This is a genomic window from Desulfobacula sp. (assembly GCF_030611305.1).
Taxonomy (GTDB): domain Bacteria; phylum Desulfobacterota; class Desulfobacteria; order Desulfobacterales; family Desulfobacteraceae; genus Desulfobacula.
Genome location: NZ_JAUWQB010000008.1, coordinates 39,930 through 63,910 on the forward strand (window position 1 = coordinate 39,930; position 23,981 = coordinate 63,910).

The window sequence follows — 23,981 nt, forward strand, 5'->3', positions numbered from 1 at the left end:
TCTGTGATTTATGATATTATCAGTGAATTTAGGGCGTTACTCAAGTCTTTTGGACCAAAAGCAACGAAATTGTTGTGCAATGATCGCAACACCTCACGAATTATTTTTTTCTTGGGACTGGGAGAAAGCATTTGGATTTCAACGGTTTCTTTCCCCTGGCCTTCCAGAACCGGTCCTGTGCCAAGGTGCAGGGATTCAGGATTGGATTCAGGAACGGGCTTTACCTGTAGCAAGTCTAACCCCTGACGGGTGATGCCGATACCACCGGAAAGGGTTTTCAGTTCAGCATAGCCCTGGATAAAAAGGGTTTCTGCCATTGCTCCGGCATCTGTTTTTTCAAGGCCTAAACCAGTACCCACATCATACATGGACACCTGTGCTTTAGGATCGCCTTTGGTCAGGGTATAGAGTTCAAATAAATAGGCATTTGCTTCGGGGCTATCAAGGTCCATTCAGTTATTCCTTTGTTCAATGTAATTTCAATATTTGATCATCATAACATGGCTAAGCAGGCAAAGGAATTGCCAAATTTTTTTTAAGAATGGGCTTTGTGAATATCTTTGATATTGCTTATTAGCTTTTATAATCCCTTTCTTGGAAGCGTATAAACAGGGCCAATCCAATAAACACAAGGCACATGCCTGCAATGGCAAGGCTGTTTGGCAACGGTGCATTCAGAATCAATATTTCTCCGATAAGTGCGAAGATTACCTCACTGGATTGGGTCGCATCAACTGCGGCCAACTCGCTTGGCTTGCTGGATTTATTACGCGCCATTAAAAAAAGACTGGTGGCGATAACGCCGGAAAATATGGCAACCAGAAAAGTGTTAAAAATTTGCCCGGCTGATGGAAGTTGCGGCCTTACAATTGCGACAAGTATCAACCAGAAAGGCACAGAGCCCCATGATAATAACAGTACTTTATGAAATGGGTTTTCCACCAAAGGATCATCAATTTTGGGAAGGGAAGGGTTCCCATTATTGGCTTCCCAAACCAGTTGGTTCCCGATGGGATAACAAAATGCTGCAATCAAAACAGGAAATCCCCCCATAAATAACTCTTTAAATGATGACATTTGCGCATGACTCAGATTGATCATTAACACCCCTGAGAAGACGATGACGGAAAAAAGCCATACCTTTTTTGGAAAGGATCGCCCAAAACCGACCAACACCACGAGCGTTGCTATAATCGTCAATTGCCAGGTAGCAGCAATGATCCAGCCGGGTGAATGGTCTGCACTAAAGCATATTAATGCATAAAACCCACCGAAACCAATAGTTCCTGTCAGGGTCCAGAATTCCCAGTTATTCAAAAAAAGTCGAACCAACCCTTTTATCGTATTAAATCCTCTAAACAAAGAAATAAACCCGGTTAAAACAAGGATCATAAAGGCATATCTAAGACTTGCCGACCATAACCAGTGACCACCTTCCAGACTCATCATCCGGTTCAGGATAAAGGTTGTACTGAAAAACAGGCCCGACAAAAGGCCAATTGAAATTAATGAAATCATATTTACCTATACCAAATGAAATTACGATTTTTTTCACCGTATCGACCAGACTACAGTGCCGGATATAATACTATCAGGAAAAGAGCAAGAAATTTGAGGTAATAATTTATTCTTTGGGAAAAATAGGTTGTTAACTTGCTTTCCCTCTGATATCGAGAAGGAGAACAACGTTGCGTTGTTTTCCTGTTAACAATTTGAGGATAGTTTGCTGATAAGAAAAGATCACAGGTATGGTCATCATCAACTGGTTTTTCCTTGAATCCCCTTAAACTTGAAAGGATTTTACCCCTTGCAAAAGAATATAATGTGGATATTGTGGGGTTCCTGTTGTATCCTGACAGCCGGGTGCCAAAGGATTAAAATCAAAAAAAAATAACGATAAGGAAAAATGATGAATTTCACGAAAGAACAATTATTGGAAATGCTGGCGCAAATCGCGCCCAACCGTTATGTTCAAGCGGTGTTGATTGTCCTTTTGTTTTTTGCCCTGGCAAAGGTCATGGATGTGATCACCACCAGGGGAATCAAAAGATGGATAGAAAAGACTAGACTCAAAATAGACGATCAGGTACTTGACATTTTTCACAAGCCCGTCTTTCTCAGTATCATACTCTTTGGCCTTGCCCTGGCCACTGAAAGATTGGAGTTTAAAGAGATCATAAACTTCATAACCCTGGGTGGCCTGAAAACCGTGGCCATATTTTTGTGGGCAGCTGTTGCAGCACGATTCCTTAAGCTTCTAATCAAACTGGTGAGTCACGACAAAAGTCGGTTCAGGTTAATACAGGACCAGACGCTGCCGTTGTTCAACAATCTGTTGATTATTCTGGTAACAGGCCTGTCAATTTATATTATTTTTCTGGTCTGGAACATTGATCTGACAGCCTGGGTAGCCTCTGCTGGCATAATAGGCCTTGCAATCTCCTTTGCCGCAAAAGACACGTTGGCCAATTTGTTTTCAGGTGTATTTATCATGGCGGACGCACCCTATAAACTCGGGGATTTCATTGTTCTTGATTCAGGCGAGCGGGGAGCAGTGACGAACATCGGTATTCGCAGCACACGTCTTTTAACCCGTGATGATGTGGAAATTACTGTGCCCAATTCAATTATGGGAAATACCAAGATTACCAATGAAGCCGGCGGGAGACATGAAAAATTTCGCATCCGTGTCCAGGTGGGAGTCGCTTATGGGTCGGACATTGATAAGGTTCATAAAGTTTTGATTGATGTGGTAGCAAACTTCCCGGATGTCTGCAAAATTCCTGAGCCGCGCGTGCGGTTCCGCGCCTTTGGAGAATCAAGCCTTGATCATGAATTATTATGCTGGGTAAACAAACCGGTGTTGCGAGGCAAGGTACTGCACCTGCTTAATACTGCTGTTTATAAAAGGTTTTTAAAAGAAGATATTGAAATACCATTTCCTCAACGGGATGTGCATGTTCGGTCGGCATCGGTGGGAAATGCAAGCATTGACTCTTATGAAACTGATCGCTGATAATCTTCGTATTACAAAAAAAAGTATTCAGGATGCGCTGACGGGCCGGAACCCCAAACCCATACAGGAACTTGTGAAGCAGTGTGTGGAAAAAGGGGCGTGGGCCATTGATGTGAACACCGGGCCTTTGGGCAAATCCTCTGAAAAGGGTATGGCATTTTTCATTGAGGCAGTACAGAGTGTGACAGATCTGCCATTGCTCATTGACACCTCCAATCCTGCTGCCATGAAGGCAGGACTTGAAGCTGCAAACAACAAAGCTATTATAAACGGGTTTTCCCTTGAACCCCATAAGCTTGAGAAAATTTTACCCCTTGCAAAAGAGTATGATGCCGATATTGTTGGTTTCCTATTGTATTCTGACTGCAGGGTGCCAAAGGATGAGGCCCAAAGATTTGAGATTGTCCTTGAGCTGTTTGAGCGGGCTGAAGCGGCGGGAGTTCCAAAATAGCGGATTATTATTGATCCGATTGTGCCGCCTTTGGCATGGGAGGACGGTATTGTCCAGGCAAGGGCAGTTCTGAATGTCATCCGGATGTTACCGGATTTATTGGGTTTCCCCGTGAGGACCATTGCAGGACTTTCCAATCTGACCACAGGGGCAGGGGATAAAAAGAAAAAGAGGCTTATGGAGCAAAGCTATATTGCCATGCTGGCAGCGGCAGGTCTGGATTATGTTTTGATGGATATTTTGAGTCGGAAAACTGTGAATACAGCCAGGGCTTCCGGCATTCTTGCCAAAGAAGAACTCTTTTCCTGGGGAATGGTTCCCGGGTAATGGGCTTACTTTATGGATGATCTGGCGACCTTGGCCTCGTCAAAGGATGCCATCTGGCACATGATCTTACAGGCCGCATCGGCCATGTCAATAGCAAGTGCGGCGCCTGTGCCTTCACCCAGCCGCATGTCAAAATCAATCAGGGGCACAAGATCCATGTGAGAAAGTGCTGCCATCTGGGCCTGTTCCACTGATTTGTGACCGGAGATGAGATATTCCTGGATTGCCGGGTTTATGATATAAGCCACAAGTCCCGCTGCCGTTGAGATGACCCCGTCAAGAACAACGGCCGTTTTTTTCGAGGCTGCTGCAAGAACTGCCCCTGCAATGCCTGCGATTTCAAACCCGCCGATTTTCTGAAGGATCTCAAACCCGTTGGCAGGATCAATGGTATGGAATGCTAGCGCTCTTTCAATGACCTCGGTTTTGTGGGCCAGCCCCTTGTCATCCACTCCGGTTCCCCTTCCCGTGGCCTGGGCAGGTGGTATCCCGGTGATGACGCAAGTAATGGCAGAGGCAGAAGTGGTATTGCCGATGCCCATTTCTCCGAGCCCCAATATATCAATAGGATTTTGGTCATAAGCGTCAAGAAAGGTGGTCATCCCGTTTTCAAGGGCCAGGATCATCTGCTTTTTTGTCATGGCATCTTCAATGGCAAAGTTGCGGGTTCCTTTGGCTACTTTTTTGATGATCAGTCCGGGATGGGAGTTGAATTCACGACTTACGCCTATGTCCACGACTTTCATGTCTATATCGTGATGGCGGCACAGAACATTGATGGCAGCTCCGCCGTTTAAAAAATTATCCACCATTTGGGCTGTTACCTCGGAGGGATAGGCTGAGACACCTTCCTCGGTAATCCCGTGGTCACCTGCAAATACAAACAGGTTCTTGTGTTGGATTTCGGGATTGAGATTGTTCTGGATCAGGCTCATCTGGACGGCAAGGTCTTCAATGCGGCCTAGGGCACCCAAGGGCTTTGTCTTGTTATCAATTTTTGCTGTGGCATCAGCCAGCAGGCTGTCTGACAGGGGGGTGATATTTTCAATCACTTTTCTGCAAAGGCTTTGAGGGGTAAGGTCATCCAGGCTGATACCAGGGGGTTGGCTCTTTTGTCTTACTTCAGTTAGTGATGTATCAGGCCTAAGGCCAAAATCAAGGATATATTTCAGGTGCTTCCCGGAAAGCACCTTTGCCATCAATTCCGGGGTTTTTTCAGGTGCAACAATTTCTTCGATCAAAAGTTTAAGCCGGCTTTCATGGGCCTGCATGAAGGGGAGGGCCTTTTCCATGTGATCTCTTGTCATGCCATAAACGCCGGATACAACGGCTTCCTTGTAGTGTATAAGGTTCAATAGGTTGGTTTCAATGTGTTCGTTTTTTGAAATCCCGCTGAAAAAGGAAATCTGACCACCCTTACCAACTTTTGCAATGCCCTGACAAAAAGCAATGAAATCTGCACAGGCATTGATCACCAAATCAAATTCACTCCCATGGGTGTCTTTTAGGCAGGTAATACCGGTTGCCGAAAGAAAGGGTGCAACATGCTTTATTTTTGTTTCATTCTTTTCAATGATTAGGGGGACAAGACCCAGGTGCCGGGCATATAGGGCCGTGATCAGCCCCATGGTGCCGGAGCCTAAGATCAGTATCCGGTTATTCTTTTTAAAGAATAATTTTTCAAAGGCATTGATGACACATCCAATCGGCTCTGCAAAACAGGCCACATGGGTAGATAGATCATCCGGGATGGGGATCAGGCTTTCTTCGGGCAGGACGGCCTTGTCTGCAAATCCGCCGTCCGTATGGAACCCGGTAATTTTCATGTCTTTACAGAGGTTTTCCCGGCCATTTTCGCAAAACTTGCAGACACCGCAGCTTTTCCCGGGCCAGACAATATAATTTTGGCCGGTTTGATCTTTGACCACCATTTCATGGCCCAGAACTCTTGGAAATACAAGATCCTTGTGGCCCTGTTCCCACATCTTGGCGTCAGTTCTACAGATGGCGCAGCAAAGGACGTCTGTTTTTACAAATCCCGGTTCAATTTTGTCTGTTTTTAGATCTGGTCTTATTTCAAGTTTTCTAAGGCCTGTTAATACCATTTTCATTTTTATAGATCCTCTTCCGTAATAACGAGTTTTTTAATGCTGATATTGCAAAATTCTTTTTCTTTTAGGCGGGATTCATGCTGTTGCACCACATCCATCTGGTCAAAGGGGAATACGCTGGCTTTTTCAAGCCTGACAAGCAGATAATTGTCATCCTTGAACCGGATATACTCCCGGTCAGACTTTAAAATAAGAAGTTCCATTTTATGCCACCTGTTTTATTGTACTAAACTGTGAAGTTTTTTTAAGCCCATTTCCGGGTCTGTGTTCTGTGCTTCTACCCATTTTTCAAGGGTTTGAAAGGCTGTACCTTTTTCCAGGAGTTTTGCGGCCTGCTCAATCCCGTCTTCAAGGTTTGTCGCCCGATCTGCTGCCAGGAAAATCAATCCTGCATTGAGCAGCGCGGCATCTTTTCTGGCGCTGTTTTCTCTGTTGTTTAAAAGGGCGGCAAACCGTTTTGATTCTGTCTCGATATCTTTTTCAGGCGACAGATCCTTACCATTCTTCACTGAAAGGCCAAGTTTTTTCGGGTCAATGGTAAATTCATTGATCCCATCCTTTTCAGAGATTCGCGCACAATGGGTGATTCCGCAGACCGAGGCTTCATCCATGCCCTTGTTTGATTCATCAATAGAACCGTGCAAGACAATGGCACTTTTGTAGCCGATTTCTTCCATGACATTTGCCACGGGCAGGATTACCTTTTTTGAATAAACGCCTCTAACTCCGATGGAAGGAAGGGCAGGGTTGGCTAAAGATGCCGCAATATTAAGGGTTGACCCGAAATAAATCTGGGACAGGATGCGGCCTAAGGCCATGGGGTGAATATGGGGGCTCATACCGTTGAAAAGGCCAAGACCGGCGGTTTCAATGCTTTTGACAACAAGGTCTGCAGTACATTCCACATCAACGCCCAGGGCCTCTGCCATATCCACGGTTCCGCAAACAGAGGTAATGGCCCGGGCACCGTGCCTTGCCATGGGGATACCGCCTGCAGCGGCAATAATGGAGGCTGCCGTACTGATGTTGAATGTTTTAAAGGTGTCCATACCAGTGCCGCTGTTATCAACGGTTTTGATTTCACTTTTTAAGTTCACCTTTGTGGTGTCAAGATCATAGATAGCTTCCCATGAGCCTGCAACTTCTTTTTTTGTTTCTCCCTTGGCTGTCAGGGCTGCCAAAAAAGCGCCTTGCTGCATGTCTGTGATGTCATTGTTTAAAACAGATGCAAAGCTTTTTTTTGCTTCATTTCTGGTGAGATTTTCTTTCTGGATGAGGCGGGTGATAATTGCGCCAAATTCCCTGTTTGATGTCTGGGACATAATATAATACCTCTTGAATAAAAATATTCCTATTCAACAGGATCTTGTTCCAGCAGAGAATCCTAAAATTTTGCATTAAGGCAGGCTTTCCGACTTACGGATCATCCTAATCACTGCGTCTTCCCCTTTTTAAAAGAGTGACCTAGTGCAGTTTTCGTCCCCGATCACGGCAATGGCTGGCATGTGACGGACTTGCACCGTCTTTCCTTTTACCTTGGGGTTTGAACCATGAAAAACCCCAGCACCTTTATACCTGGCAAAAGGTTATACCTCGGCGCCCCTTTTTTTGTCAACCAATAAAAAACCATCATTTTTCAGCAGGTCGAAAGCAATTAACTGAAAATGGTCAGGCAGGCGCCGGTTAGTGCCAGAAGTATGGCAATGGTTTTGTTCACGGTGATTTTTTCCTTCAGGAAAACAGCGGCCAGGATGAAGATGAAAATCGTGGACATCTGGTTCAGAATAGCTGCCCGGGATGCGGTTGTATATTTCATTCCTGCCACCCAGCAGAGCAGTGCCAGATAATTTCCCGTAATAGAGGCGGGAAGGGCAATGAACCAGGCCTTTGAAAATTTGAGTTCCCTGAAGTATTGTTTCCGTTTGGGGTGGAATAAGATAAGGACCAACAGGGATACCGTTGCTGCCGTTACCCGGACAAGGGTTGCCCAGAAGACATCGGTCCGTTCCAACAGCTCTTTTATCATCACAATGCCGGCAGCCAGAAAGAACATGGAAAGACAGCCAATAATAATGCCGGATAACGGGCTTTTGTTTCCCGGGGTTTCACCGGGCGCCTTTTTTCTTTTCATTGAGCCCACAAGAACGGCTGTAAGTACCAGGAGGCCGCCGATAATGGCACCGGCACTTAACTTTTCTCCCAGCAGGATAAAAGAAAAAAAGATCACGCTGGGAAGATAGAGGCATTCCACAATGGCAACAAGGCCGGCACCAAGACGGTTTAAGGCGATGAAAAAGAAAAGATCTGCCAGGGTAATCCCTAGAAAGCCTGATACTGCCAGCAGCAGCCAGTCATTGATGGGCTTGTCCGGGAAAAACGGGATATCCAGGATTACCATGGTCAGGGAGACCAGGATCAATGCTACAAAACTTTTATAGATATTCAGAGAAATAGGGGAAAATACTTCACCACTTTTTTTGAACATGATCACAGCACTGGCCCAAAAAAAGGCCGATAAAAGTGATAATATGGAACCCAGCATAGCGATTAGCCTTGATATTTGTTAAAAAGCCTTCCCTTTAGATGGGGAATGCCTTTTTGTTCATCCCGAAGTTCAAAAATAATAATGGCCGGGTTGTTTTCTGTATCGTTTTGACGTTCATACCCTAAAGCAGCTGTTGCCGGCATGAAAATCGGCAGCTTGAATGCTGCTTCAATGGTGGCAGAATCGCGAATACCAAATTCCCTGTCAAGGCTTGCAATAACCCGTGCAAGACTCCACATGCCGTGGGCAATGGCTTTTTTGAATCCAAAAAGTTTTGCCAGAAGAGTGTAGAGATGATGGGGATTGTAATCCCCTGAGACTACTGCATATTTTCTGCCGGTATCAGCCGGCACAAAGAAGGTCTCTTTTTTTGTTAAAATGGTTTCGTCTTTTTTTTGTACCCCTTTTTTTTTTACATGACTTTTGGTAAAAAAGGTTGAGGTGCCCTGCCAGACAACCTGACCGCCGGATATGACTTCCAGAGTAAAACCGGTTTCAAGCCCTTTCTCGGTTTTTTTAATACTTTCAAGTGTGCAGGCAAGATCAAGGGTTTCATGGGTTGCCACAGATCTTTTCTGCTCAAAAGATTGAAATATCTGGATCAGCCCCAATGGATTAATGGGAAAAAAAGAAGATGTAATAAATTTGCCCAGAAGGCCAATAAAGAGTGTTTGCAAATAGGATATGGGGATGATATCGGGTCTGTCTTCTGAAAAGCCGCAGACGGTTCTGTAATTCGTAATCAGCTCTTTATCCGGCAAATAATTTTTTAAAATAATTCGGGTTTTTTTAACAATAACGTTATCTTTAATCGTATTGGAGCGAAAAGGAGAAATCAAAAATGCTTTGAGAAAAACAAATCCCATGGAGGGGCACTTTTTTAGTTCCACGACAGTTTCAGGAACTGCCAGTGCTATCTGCTTGATAGATTGATCATTTTTCATTTTTATCTGCTCTAAAAATTTCTGTCATAAAGGAGCATACTTTATCTTTGTTTAAACTTGAAGTCAATAAAGGGTTCGGAGAAAGAATATGAATAAAAATAGAAGCTTAAGTGTACTCAACTATTGGAAAACAATGTTTTTTTTTAAAAAAATAGATTCTGGTTGACGATAGATATAGCAGAGTATAGCTTATAAAATTGTGAAATATACTAGAATTGATTTTAAACAGGAGAAAGAAAATGAAGACAATAATGGATATTGTTATTGCAAGAGATCCCTTTGAAAAAGAATTCCACCAGGCAGTAAGAGAAGTTGCCGAATCGGTAAAACCCGTTCTGGATCAGAATCCGGAATACCGGCATGCAAGGATTATGGAGAGAATCGTAGAGCCGGAACGCATGATCCAGTTCAGGGTTCCCTGGGTGGATGATCAGGGTATGGTTCGAGTCAATAGAGGCTTCAGAGTCGAGATGAATTCTGCCATTGGGCCTTACAAAGGCGGTCTTCGTTTCCATCATTCCGTCAACCTTTCCATCATGAAATTTCTTGCCTTTGAACAGACATTTAAAAATGCATTGACAACTCTCCCCCTTGGCGGTGGAAAAGGTGGATCAGACTTTGATCCCATGGGCAGATCAGATAATGAAGTCATGAGATTCTGCCAGAGTTTCATGTCCGAACTTTTCCGTCATTTAGGCCCTGATACAGATATTCCTGCAGGGGACATTGGTGTCGGCGGAAGAGAGATCGGATACCTTTTCGGTATGTGTAAAAAATTGAGAAATGAATTTACGAGCACGATGACGGGAAAAGGTCTTAACTGGGGCGGAAGTCTGATAAGGCCGGAGGCAACCGGATATGGTGCAGTCTTTTTTGCCGAGGAAATGCTGGCAACCCGGAAAGAAAGCATTACGGGCAAAGTCTGCCTGGTATCAGGTTCCGGTAATGTTGCCCAGTATACTGTTGAAAAATTAAATCAGATGGGAGCAAAGGTTGTCGCACTTTCTGATACTTCCGGGTATATTTATGATGAAAAAGGGATTGATGAAGCCAAGCTCCAGTATGTCATGTACCTGAAAACTGTAAAACGCGGCAGAATTAAAGAGTATGCGGAAAAATATCCGGAATCCGTGTATACAGCCCGGGATGCCGGATCTGATCACAATCCGCTTTGGGACAATAAAGCAGACTGCGCTTTCCCAAGTGCCACCCAGAATGAAATTAATGCCAAAGATGCCCAGAACCTGATAAATAACGGCGTGTATGTGGTCAGCGAGGGAGCGAACATGCCGACCACGCCGGAAGGTGTTGATATCTTTCTTGACAATAAAATTCTCTATGCACCGGGCAAGGCTGCCAATGCCGGCGGTGTTGCCGTATCAGGGCTTGAAATGTCCCAGAATGCAATGAAAATCAAATGGCCCCGTAAAGAAGTAGAAGCCAAGCTCATGGGCATCATGAAAAACATTCATGCGGCATGTCTTTCTGCTTCACAAGAATATGGAACGCCTGGCAACTATGTCAATGGTGCCAATATTGCCGGATTTATTAAAGTGGCGGATTCAATGATGGATCAAGGTGTGGTTTAGTTTCCCTTGATTTTTTAGCAGGATAAAACCAAAAGGCCGGTTCAATTTTTCAACCGGCCTTTTTTTACATATCAGTAATATAGGGTTTGATCATTGCAAGCTCGTTGGGCCTGATGGGCCGCCAGGATATGGAATAAAGCGTTGCGGAAAGCAGCTTTGTATCCGGGTGCAGCCGGGTCACCCGGATTGTGTCATCCAGTTCAATCCACAAAGTGTTCTCAATATCAATATCATATTCTTTTGATATTTTTTGTGCAAAAGTATGGATATAGTGTCTTAAGGACGTATTCATGGTCGCTCGGGCCCCGGCATTTTTAAGAATGACGGCTATGGGAATGAGATAGCTGATATTTTTTTTGTCTGTTGCAAGCTTTACAATTTTCACGTGGTATGATCCCGGCCACCATGAGATGGGTTTTTCCCCTGAAGTGCTTTTCCCATCCCATGCATAAATAAAATCATGCAGAATCATTTTGTATTCCTTAGTTTATAAGGGTTTTTATTGCCATACGACACGCATGGGCAAAATCCTCGGGATAACATCCGCTGATCCATCTTAACTGGGCTTCGGAAAAAGTGTCCGGTGCATAGGGAAGCCTTGGGATGAATGAATATAACAGGTGCTGATCTGTCTCGGTTGAATCAAACCGCTTTGAGAATTCAATAGAGGTCACAAGTTGGGCACCAAGGGATTCAAGGGTTTTTACAGCGGTTAGAATACCCCTGTCCAGGGATTGCCGCATTTTTATATCTGCTTCTATAATATTGCCGCAGCCGGTTTTGGGCATGAGCTGTAGTTCCCACTCTGAGATTTGCGCCTTTGGTACAAATAAAATGATATGATCATCTTCCATCAGGATCAAGGATGATTCCCCGACTTTGTTTTCATCAATTCTTGTATTGTTTTTGATGGCAGTCAAATAGTTATCAAAAAAGTTTTCCCCTGTAGCTTCCCTGTATTGCCTGGTAAAATCACCGATCAGGTCACCACAGGAAAATGAAAGTATCTTTTGGCCTGAACAGGTTTGAACATGCTTCGGGGTCATGGCGTTCTGCTGGTGGACCATTTGATGGGAAGCATGCAGCCTGTGGCCGGACTGGGCATATCCATATCCAAAGTTCCACCCCCACAGGGTATTATCAAATTCCAGGGAAGGCCCGGTATTTTGTTTAAGTTTTATCTGTATTCTATCCCTGAGATTTTCAAGCCCGCTTTGAGTAAGGCACTCTCTTTTGTCAGGCAGGGAAATGCCAAGTCCTGACGCAAGTCTTATAAATGTACGCTGGTAGTATAAATGACGGATTCCTTTCATATCTTCAAGACAAAGATCCTGAGTGCTGTACCGGATGGTATCGTTTGCCATATTGGATGCAAAATGTCCCCAGGGGATATAAGAATTTCGTCTTAAATATTCAAAGACATGGGTGTTTCCATCTTCAGAAAGATATTCCCCGGTGATTTCATTGTTCCCCTGAACACCCGGTTTCAATACCAGGGTATTTTTGTAGTCATCCGGAAGATGCCGGTTGTTCACAAGCACTTCAAAGAGTTCATGGTCATAAATGTCCGGGATGATCGCATTGTGACGGTTCTTTTTATATCCGATTCCCACGAGGATCTGGTCCTTGGGATCAAAAAGAATTTTGCATGATTTTTTAGCCAGAATCATCAGTTCTTCGGGATCTGTAGAGGCTTGAGCAAGTGCAATGAGCAATGGGTGGGGCAGGATGTCCAGAAGAGCTGTTTTATCTTTTATCCCCGTGCTTTTATCCCCGCGGGATCGTTCAAAATTTTGAAGCAGAGAGCAGGGTTCAGGCGATGAAATACGGATTTTTTCAGGATGGGCAGCTTTTATGTCAGCCCATGCAGAGTTAATATAAGTGGTGCCCCGGAAAGGAAACGGGTTGGCAATTTCATAGATGGTGTCTGCATTGGGTTCATAAAGATCGCCTTTGGGAAAATTAACGTTGTTGTCAATCATTGTGCCGTCTTCAAGCTGCCCAAGAGATGCAAAATAGTCATGGTCTCTTAAGTTTTTTATTTCAAAACGGGGCTTGTGAACTCCCACAATAAATTGACCATTTTTTCCTACACAGGATCGTAAGTCCATTATAATTCAGGCGCTCCTGACGGAATCAGACAGACAAATGTAAACGTCTTGTCAGATGTATTCCTGAACTGGTGCTCGATATTTGGCGGAACAAATATGGCGGAACCTTCTGAAACCGGATACCATTTATTCTCGATCAATACTTCTCCATTGCCTGAATGGACGAAAATTTCATGCTCCCAGTCGTGGGTGTGCTTTGGAGTATGACCGTCCTTACCCATTTCAAATAATCTCATGCAAAATTTTTTTGCTCCGTCTTCTTTTCCGATCATCACTCTGCCAGCCACGTTTTTAACCATCTCATTGTCCATGATAACCGGCAGTACATCTTTATAATTGGTAACTTTCATTTGTGACGCTCCCTTTATTTGGTGTGGTCATTCAAGTGTTTTTAAAATTGAGTATGTATAAACAAAAATATGCTATTAATTATAGAATTGTCAATGAAATTGGACTTTGTTTTAACATAGCCCGGTAGCGGTCAAACGATAGTATTGATAAAAAATAGTATTGACATCGGTATAACAAAAGACCATACTGATAGCATAACAACATACGTACCAGGGAGGCTTGTCATGGTAACCAGCGTAAAAACAGCTATATCAATGCAAGAAGAATTATTTAAAGAAGTAAATAGGTTAGCCGGGGAAATGAATATCTCAAGGAGCAAATTGTTTGTGATGGCAGTTCAAGAGTATATTAAAAAAAATGAGACCCAAAATTTACTTTCTCAAATTAACAAGGCATTTAGTGATTTTTCGGATTCTGATGAAATTAAAGTCCATAGCAAGATGCGTCAGAAACAAGCTAAAAATCTTGAGAGCGAGTCATGGTAATTGAACAAGGTGAAATATATTGGGTAGCCCTTGGTGAACCAGGCGGCTCAGAACCAGGATATAGACATCCACATATTGTTGTCCAAAACAATCTCTTTAATTCGAGCAAAATCGATACTGTTGTGATGTGTTCACTGAATTCCAATTTAAAACGAGGCTTATTTCCGGGCAATGTCGTTTTAGACAAAGGTGAAGCAGGTCTTCCCAAAAAGAGTATTGTGAATATTACTCAAATTTATACCGTAGATAAAAACGACCTTTGTGAAAAAATAGGGAAAGTAACCAACGAAATAATCAAGGAAATACTGAGAGGGATTCAACTGCTTACAGAGCCCAGAGAGCTTTAACTACAGGGGCTACACCGGGTATTATAACGTTAAGCCAACACCAAATCAAACCAAAGGAACAGAGATCTGAATGGCAGAAAATGAAGCAACAGCCAGAATAAAAATCAACAAATTGCTTGAAGAAGCTGGCTGGAGGCTTGTTTGGTTGTAGATTTTGAGGCTAATCTACTGCAAAGTCTGTGAACATTATTTTGGTAAAGAGCGGCAGTCAGGGAGCAGCCATAGAATTTACAAAACTCCTTGGCAAGGTGACCCACGAGTTAATATCCAAAACAACAAAGGTAAAGCTAAAGCATACCAGGTTAAACAGGTGCTTAACGCCGTAGAAAGACTGGAGGTGGAAAATGCCATCAAAAAATGATCATTATACATACAGAGTTACCTGGTCAGAAGAAGACAATGAGTATGTTGGTCTATGTACAGAATTTCCTAGCCTGAGCTGGGTTTCCAAAGCTCAGGAATCAGCTTTAAAAGGTATACGTAATATCGTAGCTGCGTAGCTGAAATAATTAAAGATATGAAAGAAAATAGTGAAAAAATTCCACAGCCAATTGCGCACAAAAATTATAGTGGTAAATTTATGGTTCGCATACCTCCGGAAGTTCACCGCAGCCTGGCAATCCAAGCGGCTGAGTCGGGTGTAAGTATTAACCGGTTAGTCAGTTCACGGCTAAGCCATTAAGCTATTTTGAGGCCAGATATTTTTGAAGGGCTATCATCATTCGGATTTCACCATAGGTATAGTCACCTCCCAGAGTACTTTTTACTTCGGTGAGAGAATTATTGTGATCAATAGCCAGTTCCTTTTCAATGGCCTCTTGTTTTTCAGGAGAAAGCAATTTGTTTATATCTAAGGTGCCTTTTTCCACAAAAAAACTCAGATGCGTTTCAATGGTAGAAGTTGCCAGCCCTCTTTCTTTTGCAATCTGAGCAATCGTTAATCCCTTATTGAACATATCAAAACTTGTCTGTTTTGTGTCGGAAGGTGACGTCTTTTTTTTTGCCGGGGTACTTTTTTTTGAAAGTTTTTTAGGCACTGGCAGTACAATTTTGTTTATCCCGTGTTTTTTGCGATAGGCTAAAACCAGTTCCACAAGTTCTTCTCCATAGTTTTCAATGGTTTTTTTGCCCACGCCACTTATTTTCTTTAAAACAGCCGTATTTTCCGGCAGGCATACCACAATCTGAATCAATACCCGTTGGTGTAAAATCTGAAAATGGGCAAGCCCTTTCTCTTTGGCCGTGCTGGATCGCCAGTCTTTCAGGGCCTGGAATAACTCTGGATGCTCAATATCTGATTCACCATAATCCGGGAGCGGTCTCTTTTTTCTTTTTTCAGGGATAAAGTCAATCTGGGCATTTGCAACGGCACGCAGATAACCCGAGGGTGAAAATACTTTTTCGCAGCTTTGTACGCCAGCTACTTTCACTGCAATTTCATTTTTAAGATTATTCAGGGCATTGTTAATCTTTTTACGAAGTTCGGTGTTGTCTGTTTCTATATGTAATTTTTGAATAGATTCTCCAAAAATCACGGCAAATTTTTCCTGAAACCATAGAGACGCTTTGCTGATCCGTTCCAAAATAACCGCATCTGATTCGGGCAGGTTGCCATCTGCAAAAATTGTGTTTAATTGTCGCTTAAAATTTTCACTGACAACAAAGATATCTTTTGTGACTATTTTTTCCAGCTGAGAAATATCTGCAATGCCTGAAACCTGCAATAGTCTGGCGTTACCCAGCAAAAGACGGACAAGATAGCCCAAACGGTTGTGCAATGGTTGAAAATCAAAACAATCAAGCAATAGCTGCTGCTGATATTTTATTCTATCAGCGTTAAGGCGGTTTTCAGACGGCTGGTTTTGACTGGTGGCGTTGCTGAAATTATTTATTGCCTGGTCTGTTTCTATTCCATTGGATGAGAGGGGAGAGCTGAGTACGATACCTTCTAAGGTTTTACAGCGGCTTAAGGCCACGTAAACCTGACCATGGGCAAATGCTGCCCTGGCATCGATAATGGCTTTATCAAAGGTCAGCCCCTGGCTTTTGTGTATGGTTATGGCCCATGCAAGTTTTAAAGGGTATTGCGTAAATTTACCGAGGATGTCCTCTTCAATTTCCTTGTTTTCATCGTTAAATGTATATTTGATATTTTCCCAAATCACCGGTTCCACCACGATTTCCTTGGGATCTCCGGGGCAGATAACATAGATATACTTATCTGAAATTTTGATTACCCTGCCTATTTTACCATTGAAATAGAGTTTTTCAGAAGATTGGTCATTGCGCACAAACATCACCTGTGACCCCTCTTTAAGCTTTAGAAAGGCCTGGGTGGGAAAGATATGCTCTGGGAAATCTCCGGAAATTTGAGCTTTAAAATGGTGCTCTTTTTTGCTTAAAGCATCAAGCCTGGACTGATTCATGGAATTTGCGTTGCGATTGTGGGTGGTCAGGGTAATATAGCCCTGGTTTCTGCCTGGCGTAAAATCCGGAATGTAACGCTGATTAAGATTCTTCAGGGTGGATTCATCAAGCCGGTTATCGCGCACCCGGTTAAGCAGCTTGATAAAACCCGCATCTGACTGACGATAAATATGTTTCAACTCAATTGTAACCAATTCACTAAGATCAAGCGCATTACTGCTGAAAAAATAAACGGATTCATAATATTGCTTTATAAGTTGCCAGTCATCGCGCTTTGCCACTGGAGAAAGCTGATGCAGGTCACCTATCATGAGCAGCTGCACTCCGCCAAAGGGCTGATTATTGCGGCGATGGCGGCGCAGTGCTGCATCCACTGCATCGAGCAAATCGGCTCTTACCATACTTATTTCATCAATTACCAGCAGATCAAGGCTTTGTATAATCTGCTTTTTTTCTTTACTGAACCTGAACTGGCGATGCTTATTGCTCTCATAGGTCTCGCTTCCCGGCACAAATGGGCCAAAAGGCAGTTGAAAAAAAGAATGAAGCGTGACCCCACCAGCGTTGATAGCTGCAACACCCGTTGGAGCTGTGATAATCATCCGCTTTGCCATGTTCTTTTGCAGACTGTGGAGAAAGGTTGTTTTGCCGGTGCCGGCTTTCCCTGTCAAAAAAATATTGCAGCCAGTGGTCTGGACAAAGTCATTGGCAAGTTGCAGTTCATGGTTTGTAAAAGACATGTTTTTCCCCTGGTCCTGCAGGTCCTGTGTTGTACGCCGATAAAAAATTAGATTAGATAGGAACTTGCTTTTTGTCAAGAGACTATGGGTTTCGCAAATCTATGGAACTTTAAAACTTTTTTAAAAAATAGACATTTAGCCAAAATGCCAATCCTGGCATTTTGGCTAAATGATCGGATACCATGAATTTAATCAAAAAAATGGTTAGAAAATAGCGTGTTATAAATTGCGCTTAATCCACAACTTGAAATTTTTTGCATTTGACATGCCCTGTTTATTTGGTTATGCCATTAATCCAAAAATGAAAGTTAACTTAAATTTAGATAATGGGGAATAAATCAATGCCTAAAGACTGGGATTTTGATGAAATTGTTGATCGAGAAGGCACGGCTTCCATGAAATGGGAACCAGGTGTTTTATCGGCAATATTTGGAAAAGGAAAAGAGAATCTTCTCCCATTATGGGTTGCAGATATGGATTTTAAATGCCCAACCGTGGTTAGAAAAGCCATGGAAAAACGTTTGGAGCATCAGATCTATGGATATAGCCTGGTTGACCCCTCATATTTCCCGGCACTGATTTCCTGGTACCAACGAAGGCACCAGTGGGAAATTGATGAAAAATGGATTATAACAACTCCGGGAATCGTTCCTGCCATAAATTATATTGTTCAACGATTTTCCAAACCAGGAGATAAGGTCCTCATACAAACCCCTGTGTATTATCCCTTTGCCAGAGCCATTCAAAACAATGGCCGCAGGATTTTAGACAATCCTTTGCAAATTGTTGGCGATCATTATCACATGGATTTTGCAGATTTAGAAAAAAAGGCTAGAGATCCAAGGGCTAAAATGGCAATTCTCTGTAGCCCGCATAACCCTGTTGGGCGAGTCTGGACCAGGGAAGAACTCGAAAAATTCGGAAATATCTGTATCAAAAATAACATTCTCATTATTTCAGATGAAATCCATTGTGATTTAATTATGCCTGGATTCAAACATACCTGTTTTCCGACTATTTCAGAAGCATTTGCCCAAAATTCCATAACAGGGCTTGCCGCCAGTAAAACTTTCAATTTAGCAGGTTTGCACCAGTCAAGTATTATTATACCCAACGCGGGTTTAAGGCAGGAGCTTTCAAGCCAAATTGAAAATCTTGGATTTGCCAATTCAATTGGCGGAACTCTTTTTGGCGCCATTAGTGCGGCTGCAGCCTTTAATGGGGCTGAACCCTGGTTGGAGGATCTTATTATCTATCTGCATGATAATTTCATGTATTTAAAAACTTATATTGAAACCCGGTTGCCCGGTGCAAAGGTCTATGATCTTCAAGGAACTTATCTGGTCTGGGTGGATTTTCGGAACCTTGGATTGGACTGCAATAAAATGACCCGGATATTGGAAGAAGATGCCAATGTTGCATTGGATCATGGGAATTGGTTTGGTGAAAACGGGGCTGGATTTGAAAGATTTAACATTGCCTGTCCCAGGTCCATACTTATCAAAGCCGCTGAATCTGTAGTTTCAGCCATAAAAAAACACATAGGAAACCATGCTGGCCACAATCAGAAGTGATTGATATATCCTATAAAATAATTAAAGAAGTAAAAGAAAATAATGAATAAATATCTATTGTCTGAGGTTATCCTATTTATTTTTTGACTTCAAACTGTCCAGGGCTTCTGTTGCAGCATCAATAAGGTCCTGATGTACAAGTCTGGGAAGCTTTTTTTCGAGCCATTCTTTTGTTTTAGCATCGCCTGCTTCGCCCAGTGCATAGAGGATATCTCCTTGTATGGGAATATCTTTTCCGTCAAACAGGTCGATCAGGGTGGGGCAAAGCCTTGCCGCAAGTTCCGGGTCAGTTTCGGCAAGTTCTTCTACAACAACCATGGCTCCCAGCCGCACTGACCATGTTTCATGGAGCAAAAGTTTGATAAAGGCATCAAAGATTTTTCCCTTCTCAATCATCTGCCGGGCTACCCAGGAAGCATCCCCCTGTTCAAGGATTGTCTTTAATGTTCCAGCGCTCAACTGTGACGGGTCACGGCTGGTAATTATTTTTACAATTTCGTCTGCGGAAACACTTCCAGTCCATCGAAAATCATCATCAAGGATCAGACATGGCGCTGACAGGACACCATCTTTTTGTGCGGTTTCGGGAAACAGACTGCCGTCAAGGATATGAAGGTTTATGTTGTTGCAATTGAGTGCCAGGGGTATGACCGTTCTGACCACATTGGGGCAATGGGGGCACTCCAGGGCAATATAGAGTTTTAACCGGACCGGGATGTCTATTTTATCAAGGGTTTGCCGGATGGGCTCGGAAAGCATATTATGCTTGCCATTTATTTGTGACAGGGCTTCAAGAAAGGGTTCAAGCTCTTTTCCAAGGGGAAGCGCTGAATAAAAAACATTTTCTTTTAAAAGTAATCCGGGCAGATCTTTTTCACTTTTTTCGGCGTTGATGACCAGCCTGGATGTCATGCCCGACAACTGATTGGCAAAATTTATAAATTGATTGTCTTCGGCATGGGTTGTGGTAAGCCGCTTAATTTTGACTTGATTTTTTATGGTTTGATCCCAATTTTGGATCAAGGCTTGTGACTGCGGGTCAAATATGGGCATAATGTACTCTCTTTAATTGATAAATATTTTTACCCTGAATAATGTTCATTGCGAGCCCTTTCATTTTTATTGTCGGGGTTGATTATTATTCTTTAGCAGAATCCTGCTTTTAAATTAAGAGGAAATCATGTAAATTATTGAATCTGTATAGAAATTTTAATCATTAAATCGGATAAAAAAATGAAATTTATTGCTGACCTTCACATTCATTCGAAGTATTCAAGGGCTACAGCCAGGAATCTTGATTTTGAAAACCTTTATTATGCTGCACAAATTAAAGGAGTACAGGTTCTCGGAACCGGGGATTTTACCTATCCTGCCTGGATCAGTGATATTGAGTCCAAACTTGAAGAGGCAGAGCCGGGATTGTTTTCCCTGAAAAGGCAGATTGCAAAGGATATCGATAAAACTATTCCCGAAAACTGCAGGAACCCTGTCCGGTTTATCCTGCAGACGGAAATCAGTAATATTTATAAGAAAGATGACCGGGTGAGAAAAAATCATAACCTGGTTTATTTTCCTGATATTGAGAGTGTAAAAAAATTTAATGCCAAACTTGATTCCATTGGAAACATCAAATCCGACGGCCGGCCGATACTGGGGCTTGATGCAGCAGATCTGCTTTCCATTATGCTGGATATCAATGATAAAGGTTTTTTTGTGCCGGCCCATATCTGGACACCCTGGTTTTCCATGTTCGGATCAAAATCAGGGTTTGATTCCATTGAAGAGTGTTTTGGTTCATTAAAGGAGCATATCTTTGCCGTTGAAACAGGATTGTCTTCCGATCCTCCCATGAACTGGCGTATTGAAGATCTGGATAATGTCAGGCTGATGTCTAATTCCGATGCCCATTCACCCGGGTACATAGGAAGGAATGCTTCTGTGTTTAATACCGACTTGAGTTTTTTCCATATCCGCCAGGCCCTTGAAAAAAATGACCTTGAAAAATATCAGGGCACACTGGACATGTACCCCCATCAGGGCAAATACCATTATGACGGCCACAGGAAATGTAATATCTGTCTCAATCCTGCCACTACTGCTCAAATTGACGGCATCTGCCCCGAGTGCGGGCGTAAAGTGACCTATGGAGTGCTGAACAGGGTTCAGGAGCTTGCCACAAGGCCGGAAGGGTATAAGCCAGAAAACCGGCACGGATTCAAAAGCATTGTTTCCCTTGCCGATATCCTCTCTGAAATTTTTGAGGTGGGACCCAAAACCAAGAAAGTGGCAGGCTATTATAACAGGGCCATCGAAACCCTGGGGCCGGAGCTTGGGATTCTTTTGGACAAATCTGCCGAAAAAATAGAAACCGCCAATGTACCTCTGCTGGCAGAAGCCATCATGAAGATGCGAACAGGGGATATCAGCATTGACCCGGGGTATGATGGCGAATATGGGAAAGTGACTCTTTTTTCAAGGCAGGAAAAAGAACGGCTGAAAGGAGAGAAACACCTCCTGTTTGACCTGCCCGGGAAAAGAGTTAAAACAAGGGCAAAGAAAGCTGTTATAAACCCGGATTTTAAAAAAAAGAAAATAAAAAAGAATCAGAAAATAAAGCAGACTGTTAAAACCCGGGATCTTTTAACCGGTCTGAATTCCAAACAAAAGAAAGCGGTTGAATCAACTGCCGGTGCAATGGTAATCCAGGCCGGGCCCGGTACAGGAAAAACAAGAACATTGACGGCTAAAATTGCCCATCTTGTATCGAAGAAAGATATTGATCCGGGCAACATTCTTGCCCTGACGTTTACCAACAAGGCGGCAAAAGAACTTGAACAGCGAATAGACAAATATGTACCTGAAACAAAAACGCCTGTGCCGGCAGCGACCTTCCATTCTTTTTGTTTAAGGCTTTTAAAAGAATACAAAGGCTTTAATGCTGCCATTGCCGATGATCCGGTACGACTTTCGTTGGTCAGGGAAGCCATGGGGGGAAATGCCAAAATAAGGGCGGCAAAAAGAAAAGATCAAATGATTTGCCTGTGCAAGCAGAATTTACTGGGCCCTGATGATGATTTTAAAAAACTCATGGCTGATGAAGATAGAGACGCCTTTAAAGAGGTATATCAAACCTATCAAGCTCTTTGTAACGAACAGAATGTGGTAGATTTTGAAGACCTGATTTTCATGACGGTCAAGATGCTGACTGATGATCAAGAAATTTTGTCAAAAGTTCAAAAAACGTATCACTATATTTTTATTGATGAATACCAGGACTTGAATTTTGGTCAGTATGAGCTTGCAAAGCTTATTTCAAAGGATAATCATATTGTTGTGATTGGTGATCCTGATCAATCAATTTACGGGTTCAGGGGGTCGGACAATAAATATTTCAAACGATTTGCCCTTGATTTTCCGGGATGTGAAAAGATTATACTGACTAAAAACTACAGGTCCGTGCAGACTATTCTTGACGCCTCTTTTCAAATGATCAGCAAATCTTTGGAGAATGAAAAGCAACTCAAGGTTTTTTCAGATGTGGAAAGCACCAAAAAATTGATCATCAAGGAGACAGCTACAGAACGAGCAGAGGCCGTGGCCATTGGCAAGATGATTGAAAAGCTCGTGGGTGGAACCTCCTTTTTTTCAATGGATGCCGGCAAAACAGATCCGGACGAACAAAAAGAGTATTCTTTTGCAGATTTTGCCATTCTTTATCGAACCGGCAGACAGTGCGAGACCTTTATCAGCGTGTTTGAAAAAGAGGGTATCCCTTTTCAGACAGCAGATAAAAAGAAATTATTTGAAATAGATGGTATAAAACAATTGATCAATCTTTGCAGAATTATGGTTGAAAGTGCAGACTTTCCGGATGAGCTTAAAGATTGTGACACTGAGACATGGTTAAAATTTTTGTGCAAAAAAGAAGATTTAGATAAAAGGATTAAAGGCAATGACAAAGCAGAGCAGGCTTTTGAAAAGCTTTTATCCATTGCAAGGCTGCACAATGATTTGAAAAATTTTCTTAATGCGCTTGTCTTAAATCAGGATACAGATACCCTGGAGTTTAATGTGGAAAAAGTGTCTTTGATGACCATGCATGCGGCCAAAGGGCTTGAATTTCCTGTCGTATTTGTTGCAGGATGTGAACAGGGGCTTATCCCCTTTGCAAAGGATGGTGAAAACGTAGATGATCTTGAAGAAGAACGTCGCCTGTTCTATGTTGCCATGACAAGGGCCATGGATATTCTTTGTTTGACTTATGCAAAAAAAAGAAGCATATATGGCACCAGAAAAAAAAGGCAACGATCTTGTTTTATTGAGGATATTGAAAAAAGGCTGACACAGGTTGAGAAAAGTCTTGTCCATCTGAAAGTAAGGGAAAAAGAAAAGCAGTTGGAATTGTTTTAACCCAATTTGAATCGGTTACACTTAAGAACAGCAGGAAAATAATGGAAAACATGATATATAAAAAGATTGAACTGGAAAATCACCAGACACTTGTCATTTCGGATATATCCAGAAAGATTAGCGCAGATGCCTATGTGGTGATCATGAAGGCAAATATTGAAATCAAGATTGAAAAGCAATTGTTTTTGAACGACGCAATAGCTGATTTTAAATTTGAAGATATACTGGCAACACTGGGTGATACTGTGATCTATGAATACAGGATCGAGCGGAATTTTATCATGGCTAAAGAAAAAGATGAGGTGTTTGAAGCTCTTGTTAAAACCTTTCTGGATAACCTGGGTCAATATATGGCAAACCCGAAGTTCCCGGGAAAACTTGTCCTGAAGGAATACAAAGACAGAATAAAATAACCTAACCCAAGTTCGTCATTTTTTTAAAAATCAAGGCTAATTTTATCAAAAAACCATGGGGTTGAAAATATAACGCACTGTATTTATTATATTTATTTTTTTGCTCGTCAATGTAGTGACCCATAGATTAATTTTATTGT

General features: G+C 42.5%; 22 protein-coding genes and 1 riboswitch. Of the genes, 10 read left to right on the plus strand and 12 right to left on the minus strand.

All coding sequences use genetic code 11. The features are described from left to right. Positions 1 to 8: 8 nt before the first annotated feature. On the minus strand, positions 9 to 452 hold the full coding sequence (locus QAI40_RS02705) for a hypothetical protein (protein WP_299976973.1): 444 nt from the start codon (positions 450 to 452) through the stop codon (positions 9 to 11). Between the two features lie 121 nt (positions 453 to 573). Further along, on the minus strand, positions 574 to 1,518 hold the full coding sequence (locus QAI40_RS02710) for a DMT family transporter (protein ID WP_299976977.1): 945 nt from the start codon (positions 1,516 to 1,518) through the stop codon (positions 574 to 576). Between the two features lie 391 nt (positions 1,519 to 1,909). On the opposite strand from QAI40_RS02710, the gene QAI40_RS02715 reads away from it, so the two are divergent. From QAI40_RS02715 to QAI40_RS02725, 3 genes are read left to right on the plus strand one after another with little or no spacing between them, the layout of a single operon-like run. After that, entirely contained in the window at positions 1,910 to 3,016 is a 1,107-nt protein-coding gene (locus tag QAI40_RS02715) for a mechanosensitive ion channel family protein (RefSeq protein WP_299976979.1), read from the plus strand. Further along, the gene (locus QAI40_RS02720; RefSeq protein WP_299976982.1) at positions 3,000 to 3,467 is read left to right on the plus strand and encodes a dihydropteroate synthase; all 468 of its coding nucleotides are present in this window, start codon (positions 3,000 to 3,002) and stop codon (positions 3,465 to 3,467) included. The genes QAI40_RS02715 and QAI40_RS02720 overlap by 17 nt, the downstream gene beginning before the upstream one ends. Before the next feature lie 21 nt (positions 3,468 to 3,488). Beyond that, entirely contained in the window at positions 3,489 to 3,794 is a 306-nt protein-coding gene (locus QAI40_RS02725) for a hypothetical protein (RefSeq protein WP_299976985.1), read from the plus strand. Positions 3,795 to 3,799: 5 nt separating this feature from the next. Here the strand turns inward: QAI40_RS02725 and cobT are convergent, their stop codons facing one another. From cobT to QAI40_RS02750, 5 genes are all read right to left on the minus strand, one after another. Further along, complete coding sequence (cobT, locus tag QAI40_RS02730) at positions 3,800 to 5,905, minus strand: nicotinate-nucleotide--dimethylbenzimidazole phosphoribosyltransferase (RefSeq protein WP_299976988.1); 2,106 nt, start codon at positions 5,903 to 5,905, stop codon at positions 3,800 to 3,802. 2 nt (positions 5,906 to 5,907) lie between these two features. Further along, the gene (locus tag QAI40_RS02735) at positions 5,908 to 6,108 is read right to left on the minus strand and encodes a hypothetical protein (protein WP_299976991.1); all 201 of its coding nucleotides are present in this window, start codon (positions 6,106 to 6,108) and stop codon (positions 5,908 to 5,910) included. A 15-nt stretch (positions 6,109 to 6,123) separates the two neighbouring features. Then, positions 6,124 to 7,227 carry an anthranilate phosphoribosyltransferase gene (trpD, locus tag QAI40_RS02740; protein ID WP_299976994.1) on the minus strand — a complete coding sequence of 368 codons (1,104 nt, stop codon included), beginning with the start codon at positions 7,225 to 7,227 and terminating at the stop codon, positions 6,124 to 6,126. 62 nt (positions 7,228 to 7,289) lie between these two features. Then, positions 7,290 to 7,491: riboswitch (cobalamin riboswitch) on the minus strand. Positions 7,492 to 7,559: 68 nt separating this feature from the next. Then, positions 7,560 to 8,447 carry a DMT family transporter gene (locus tag QAI40_RS02745; protein ID WP_304511447.1) on the minus strand — a complete coding sequence of 296 codons (888 nt, stop codon included), beginning with the start codon at positions 8,445 to 8,447 and terminating at the stop codon, positions 7,560 to 7,562. Between the two features lie 5 nt (positions 8,448 to 8,452). After that, positions 8,453 to 9,394: a MaoC/PaaZ C-terminal domain-containing protein gene (locus QAI40_RS02750; RefSeq protein ID WP_299976999.1), complete on the minus strand. Its 942-nt coding sequence runs from the start codon at positions 9,392 to 9,394 to the stop codon at positions 8,453 to 8,455. A gap of 239 nt (positions 9,395 to 9,633) precedes the next feature. Here QAI40_RS02750 and gdhA point away from each other — a divergent pair, with 239 nt between their 5' ends. Continuing rightward, positions 9,634 to 10,983, plus strand: a complete 1,350-nt coding sequence (gene gdhA, locus QAI40_RS02755) for an NADP-specific glutamate dehydrogenase (RefSeq protein WP_299977002.1) — start codon at positions 9,634 to 9,636, stop codon at positions 10,981 to 10,983. A 64-nt stretch (positions 10,984 to 11,047) separates the two neighbouring features. Here the strand turns inward: gdhA and QAI40_RS02760 are convergent, their stop codons facing one another. Genes QAI40_RS02760 through QAI40_RS02770 form a run of 3 tightly spaced genes read right to left on the minus strand, consistent with a single transcriptional unit; the run spans position 11,048 to position 13,444 of the window. Continuing rightward, complete coding sequence (locus QAI40_RS02760; RefSeq protein WP_299977005.1) at positions 11,048 to 11,455, minus strand: hypothetical protein; 408 nt, start codon at positions 11,453 to 11,455, stop codon at positions 11,048 to 11,050. A gap of 10 nt (positions 11,456 to 11,465) precedes the next feature. Next, complete coding sequence (locus QAI40_RS02765; protein WP_299977008.1) at positions 11,466 to 13,094, minus strand: hypothetical protein; 1,629 nt, start codon at positions 13,092 to 13,094, stop codon at positions 11,466 to 11,468. Continuing rightward, positions 13,094 to 13,444, minus strand: a complete 351-nt coding sequence (locus QAI40_RS02770; RefSeq protein WP_299977011.1) for a cupin domain-containing protein — start codon at positions 13,442 to 13,444, stop codon at positions 13,094 to 13,096. Before QAI40_RS02770 ends, QAI40_RS02765 begins: the two co-directional genes overlap by 1 nt. Positions 13,445 to 13,669: 225 nt before the next feature. On the opposite strand from QAI40_RS02770, the gene QAI40_RS02775 reads away from it, so the two are divergent. The 3 genes from QAI40_RS02775 to QAI40_RS02785 all read left to right on the plus strand — a co-directional run bounded on the left by QAI40_RS02775 (position 13,670) and on the right by QAI40_RS02785 (position 14,959). Next, the gene (locus QAI40_RS02775) at positions 13,670 to 13,930 is read left to right on the plus strand and encodes a hypothetical protein (RefSeq protein WP_299977014.1); all 261 of its coding nucleotides are present in this window, start codon (positions 13,670 to 13,672) and stop codon (positions 13,928 to 13,930) included. Continuing rightward, the gene (locus QAI40_RS02780; protein WP_299977016.1) at positions 13,924 to 14,277 is read left to right on the plus strand and encodes a type II toxin-antitoxin system PemK/MazF family toxin; all 354 of its coding nucleotides are present in this window, start codon (positions 13,924 to 13,926) and stop codon (positions 14,275 to 14,277) included. Before QAI40_RS02775 ends, QAI40_RS02780 begins: the two co-directional genes overlap by 7 nt. A gap of 580 nt (positions 14,278 to 14,857) precedes the next feature. Further along, entirely contained in the window at positions 14,858 to 14,959 is a 102-nt protein-coding gene (locus QAI40_RS02785; RefSeq protein ID WP_299977019.1) for a toxin-antitoxin system HicB family antitoxin, read from the plus strand. A 1-nt stretch (position 14,960) separates the two neighbouring features. Here the strand turns inward: QAI40_RS02785 and QAI40_RS02790 are convergent, their stop codons facing one another. Beyond that, a complete protein-coding gene (locus tag QAI40_RS02790) occupies positions 14,961 to 17,444 on the minus strand; it encodes a helix-turn-helix domain-containing protein (protein ID WP_299977022.1) in 2,484 nt (827 codons plus the stop codon). 341 nt (positions 17,445 to 17,785) lie between these two features. On the opposite strand from QAI40_RS02790, the gene QAI40_RS02795 reads away from it, so the two are divergent. Further along, entirely contained in the window at positions 17,786 to 19,018 is a 1,233-nt protein-coding gene (locus QAI40_RS02795; protein WP_299977025.1) for a MalY/PatB family protein, read from the plus strand. Positions 19,019 to 19,090: 72 nt separating this feature from the next. On the opposite strand, the gene QAI40_RS02800 is transcribed toward QAI40_RS02795, so the two are convergent. Beyond that, entirely contained in the window at positions 19,091 to 20,071 is a 981-nt protein-coding gene (locus tag QAI40_RS02800) for a thioredoxin family protein (protein ID WP_299977027.1), read from the minus strand. Between the two features lie 180 nt (positions 20,072 to 20,251). Here QAI40_RS02800 and QAI40_RS02805 point away from each other — a divergent pair, with 180 nt between their 5' ends. Both QAI40_RS02805 and QAI40_RS02810 read left to right on the plus strand, forming a co-directional pair. Continuing rightward, complete coding sequence (locus tag QAI40_RS02805) at positions 20,252 to 23,428, plus strand: UvrD-helicase domain-containing protein (RefSeq protein WP_299977029.1); 3,177 nt, start codon at positions 20,252 to 20,254, stop codon at positions 23,426 to 23,428. Positions 23,429 to 23,469: 41 nt separating this feature from the next. Then, on the plus strand, positions 23,470 to 23,841 hold the full coding sequence (locus QAI40_RS02810) for a hypothetical protein (protein ID WP_299977032.1): 372 nt from the start codon (positions 23,470 to 23,472) through the stop codon (positions 23,839 to 23,841). Positions 23,842 to 23,981 lie beyond the last annotated feature (140 nt).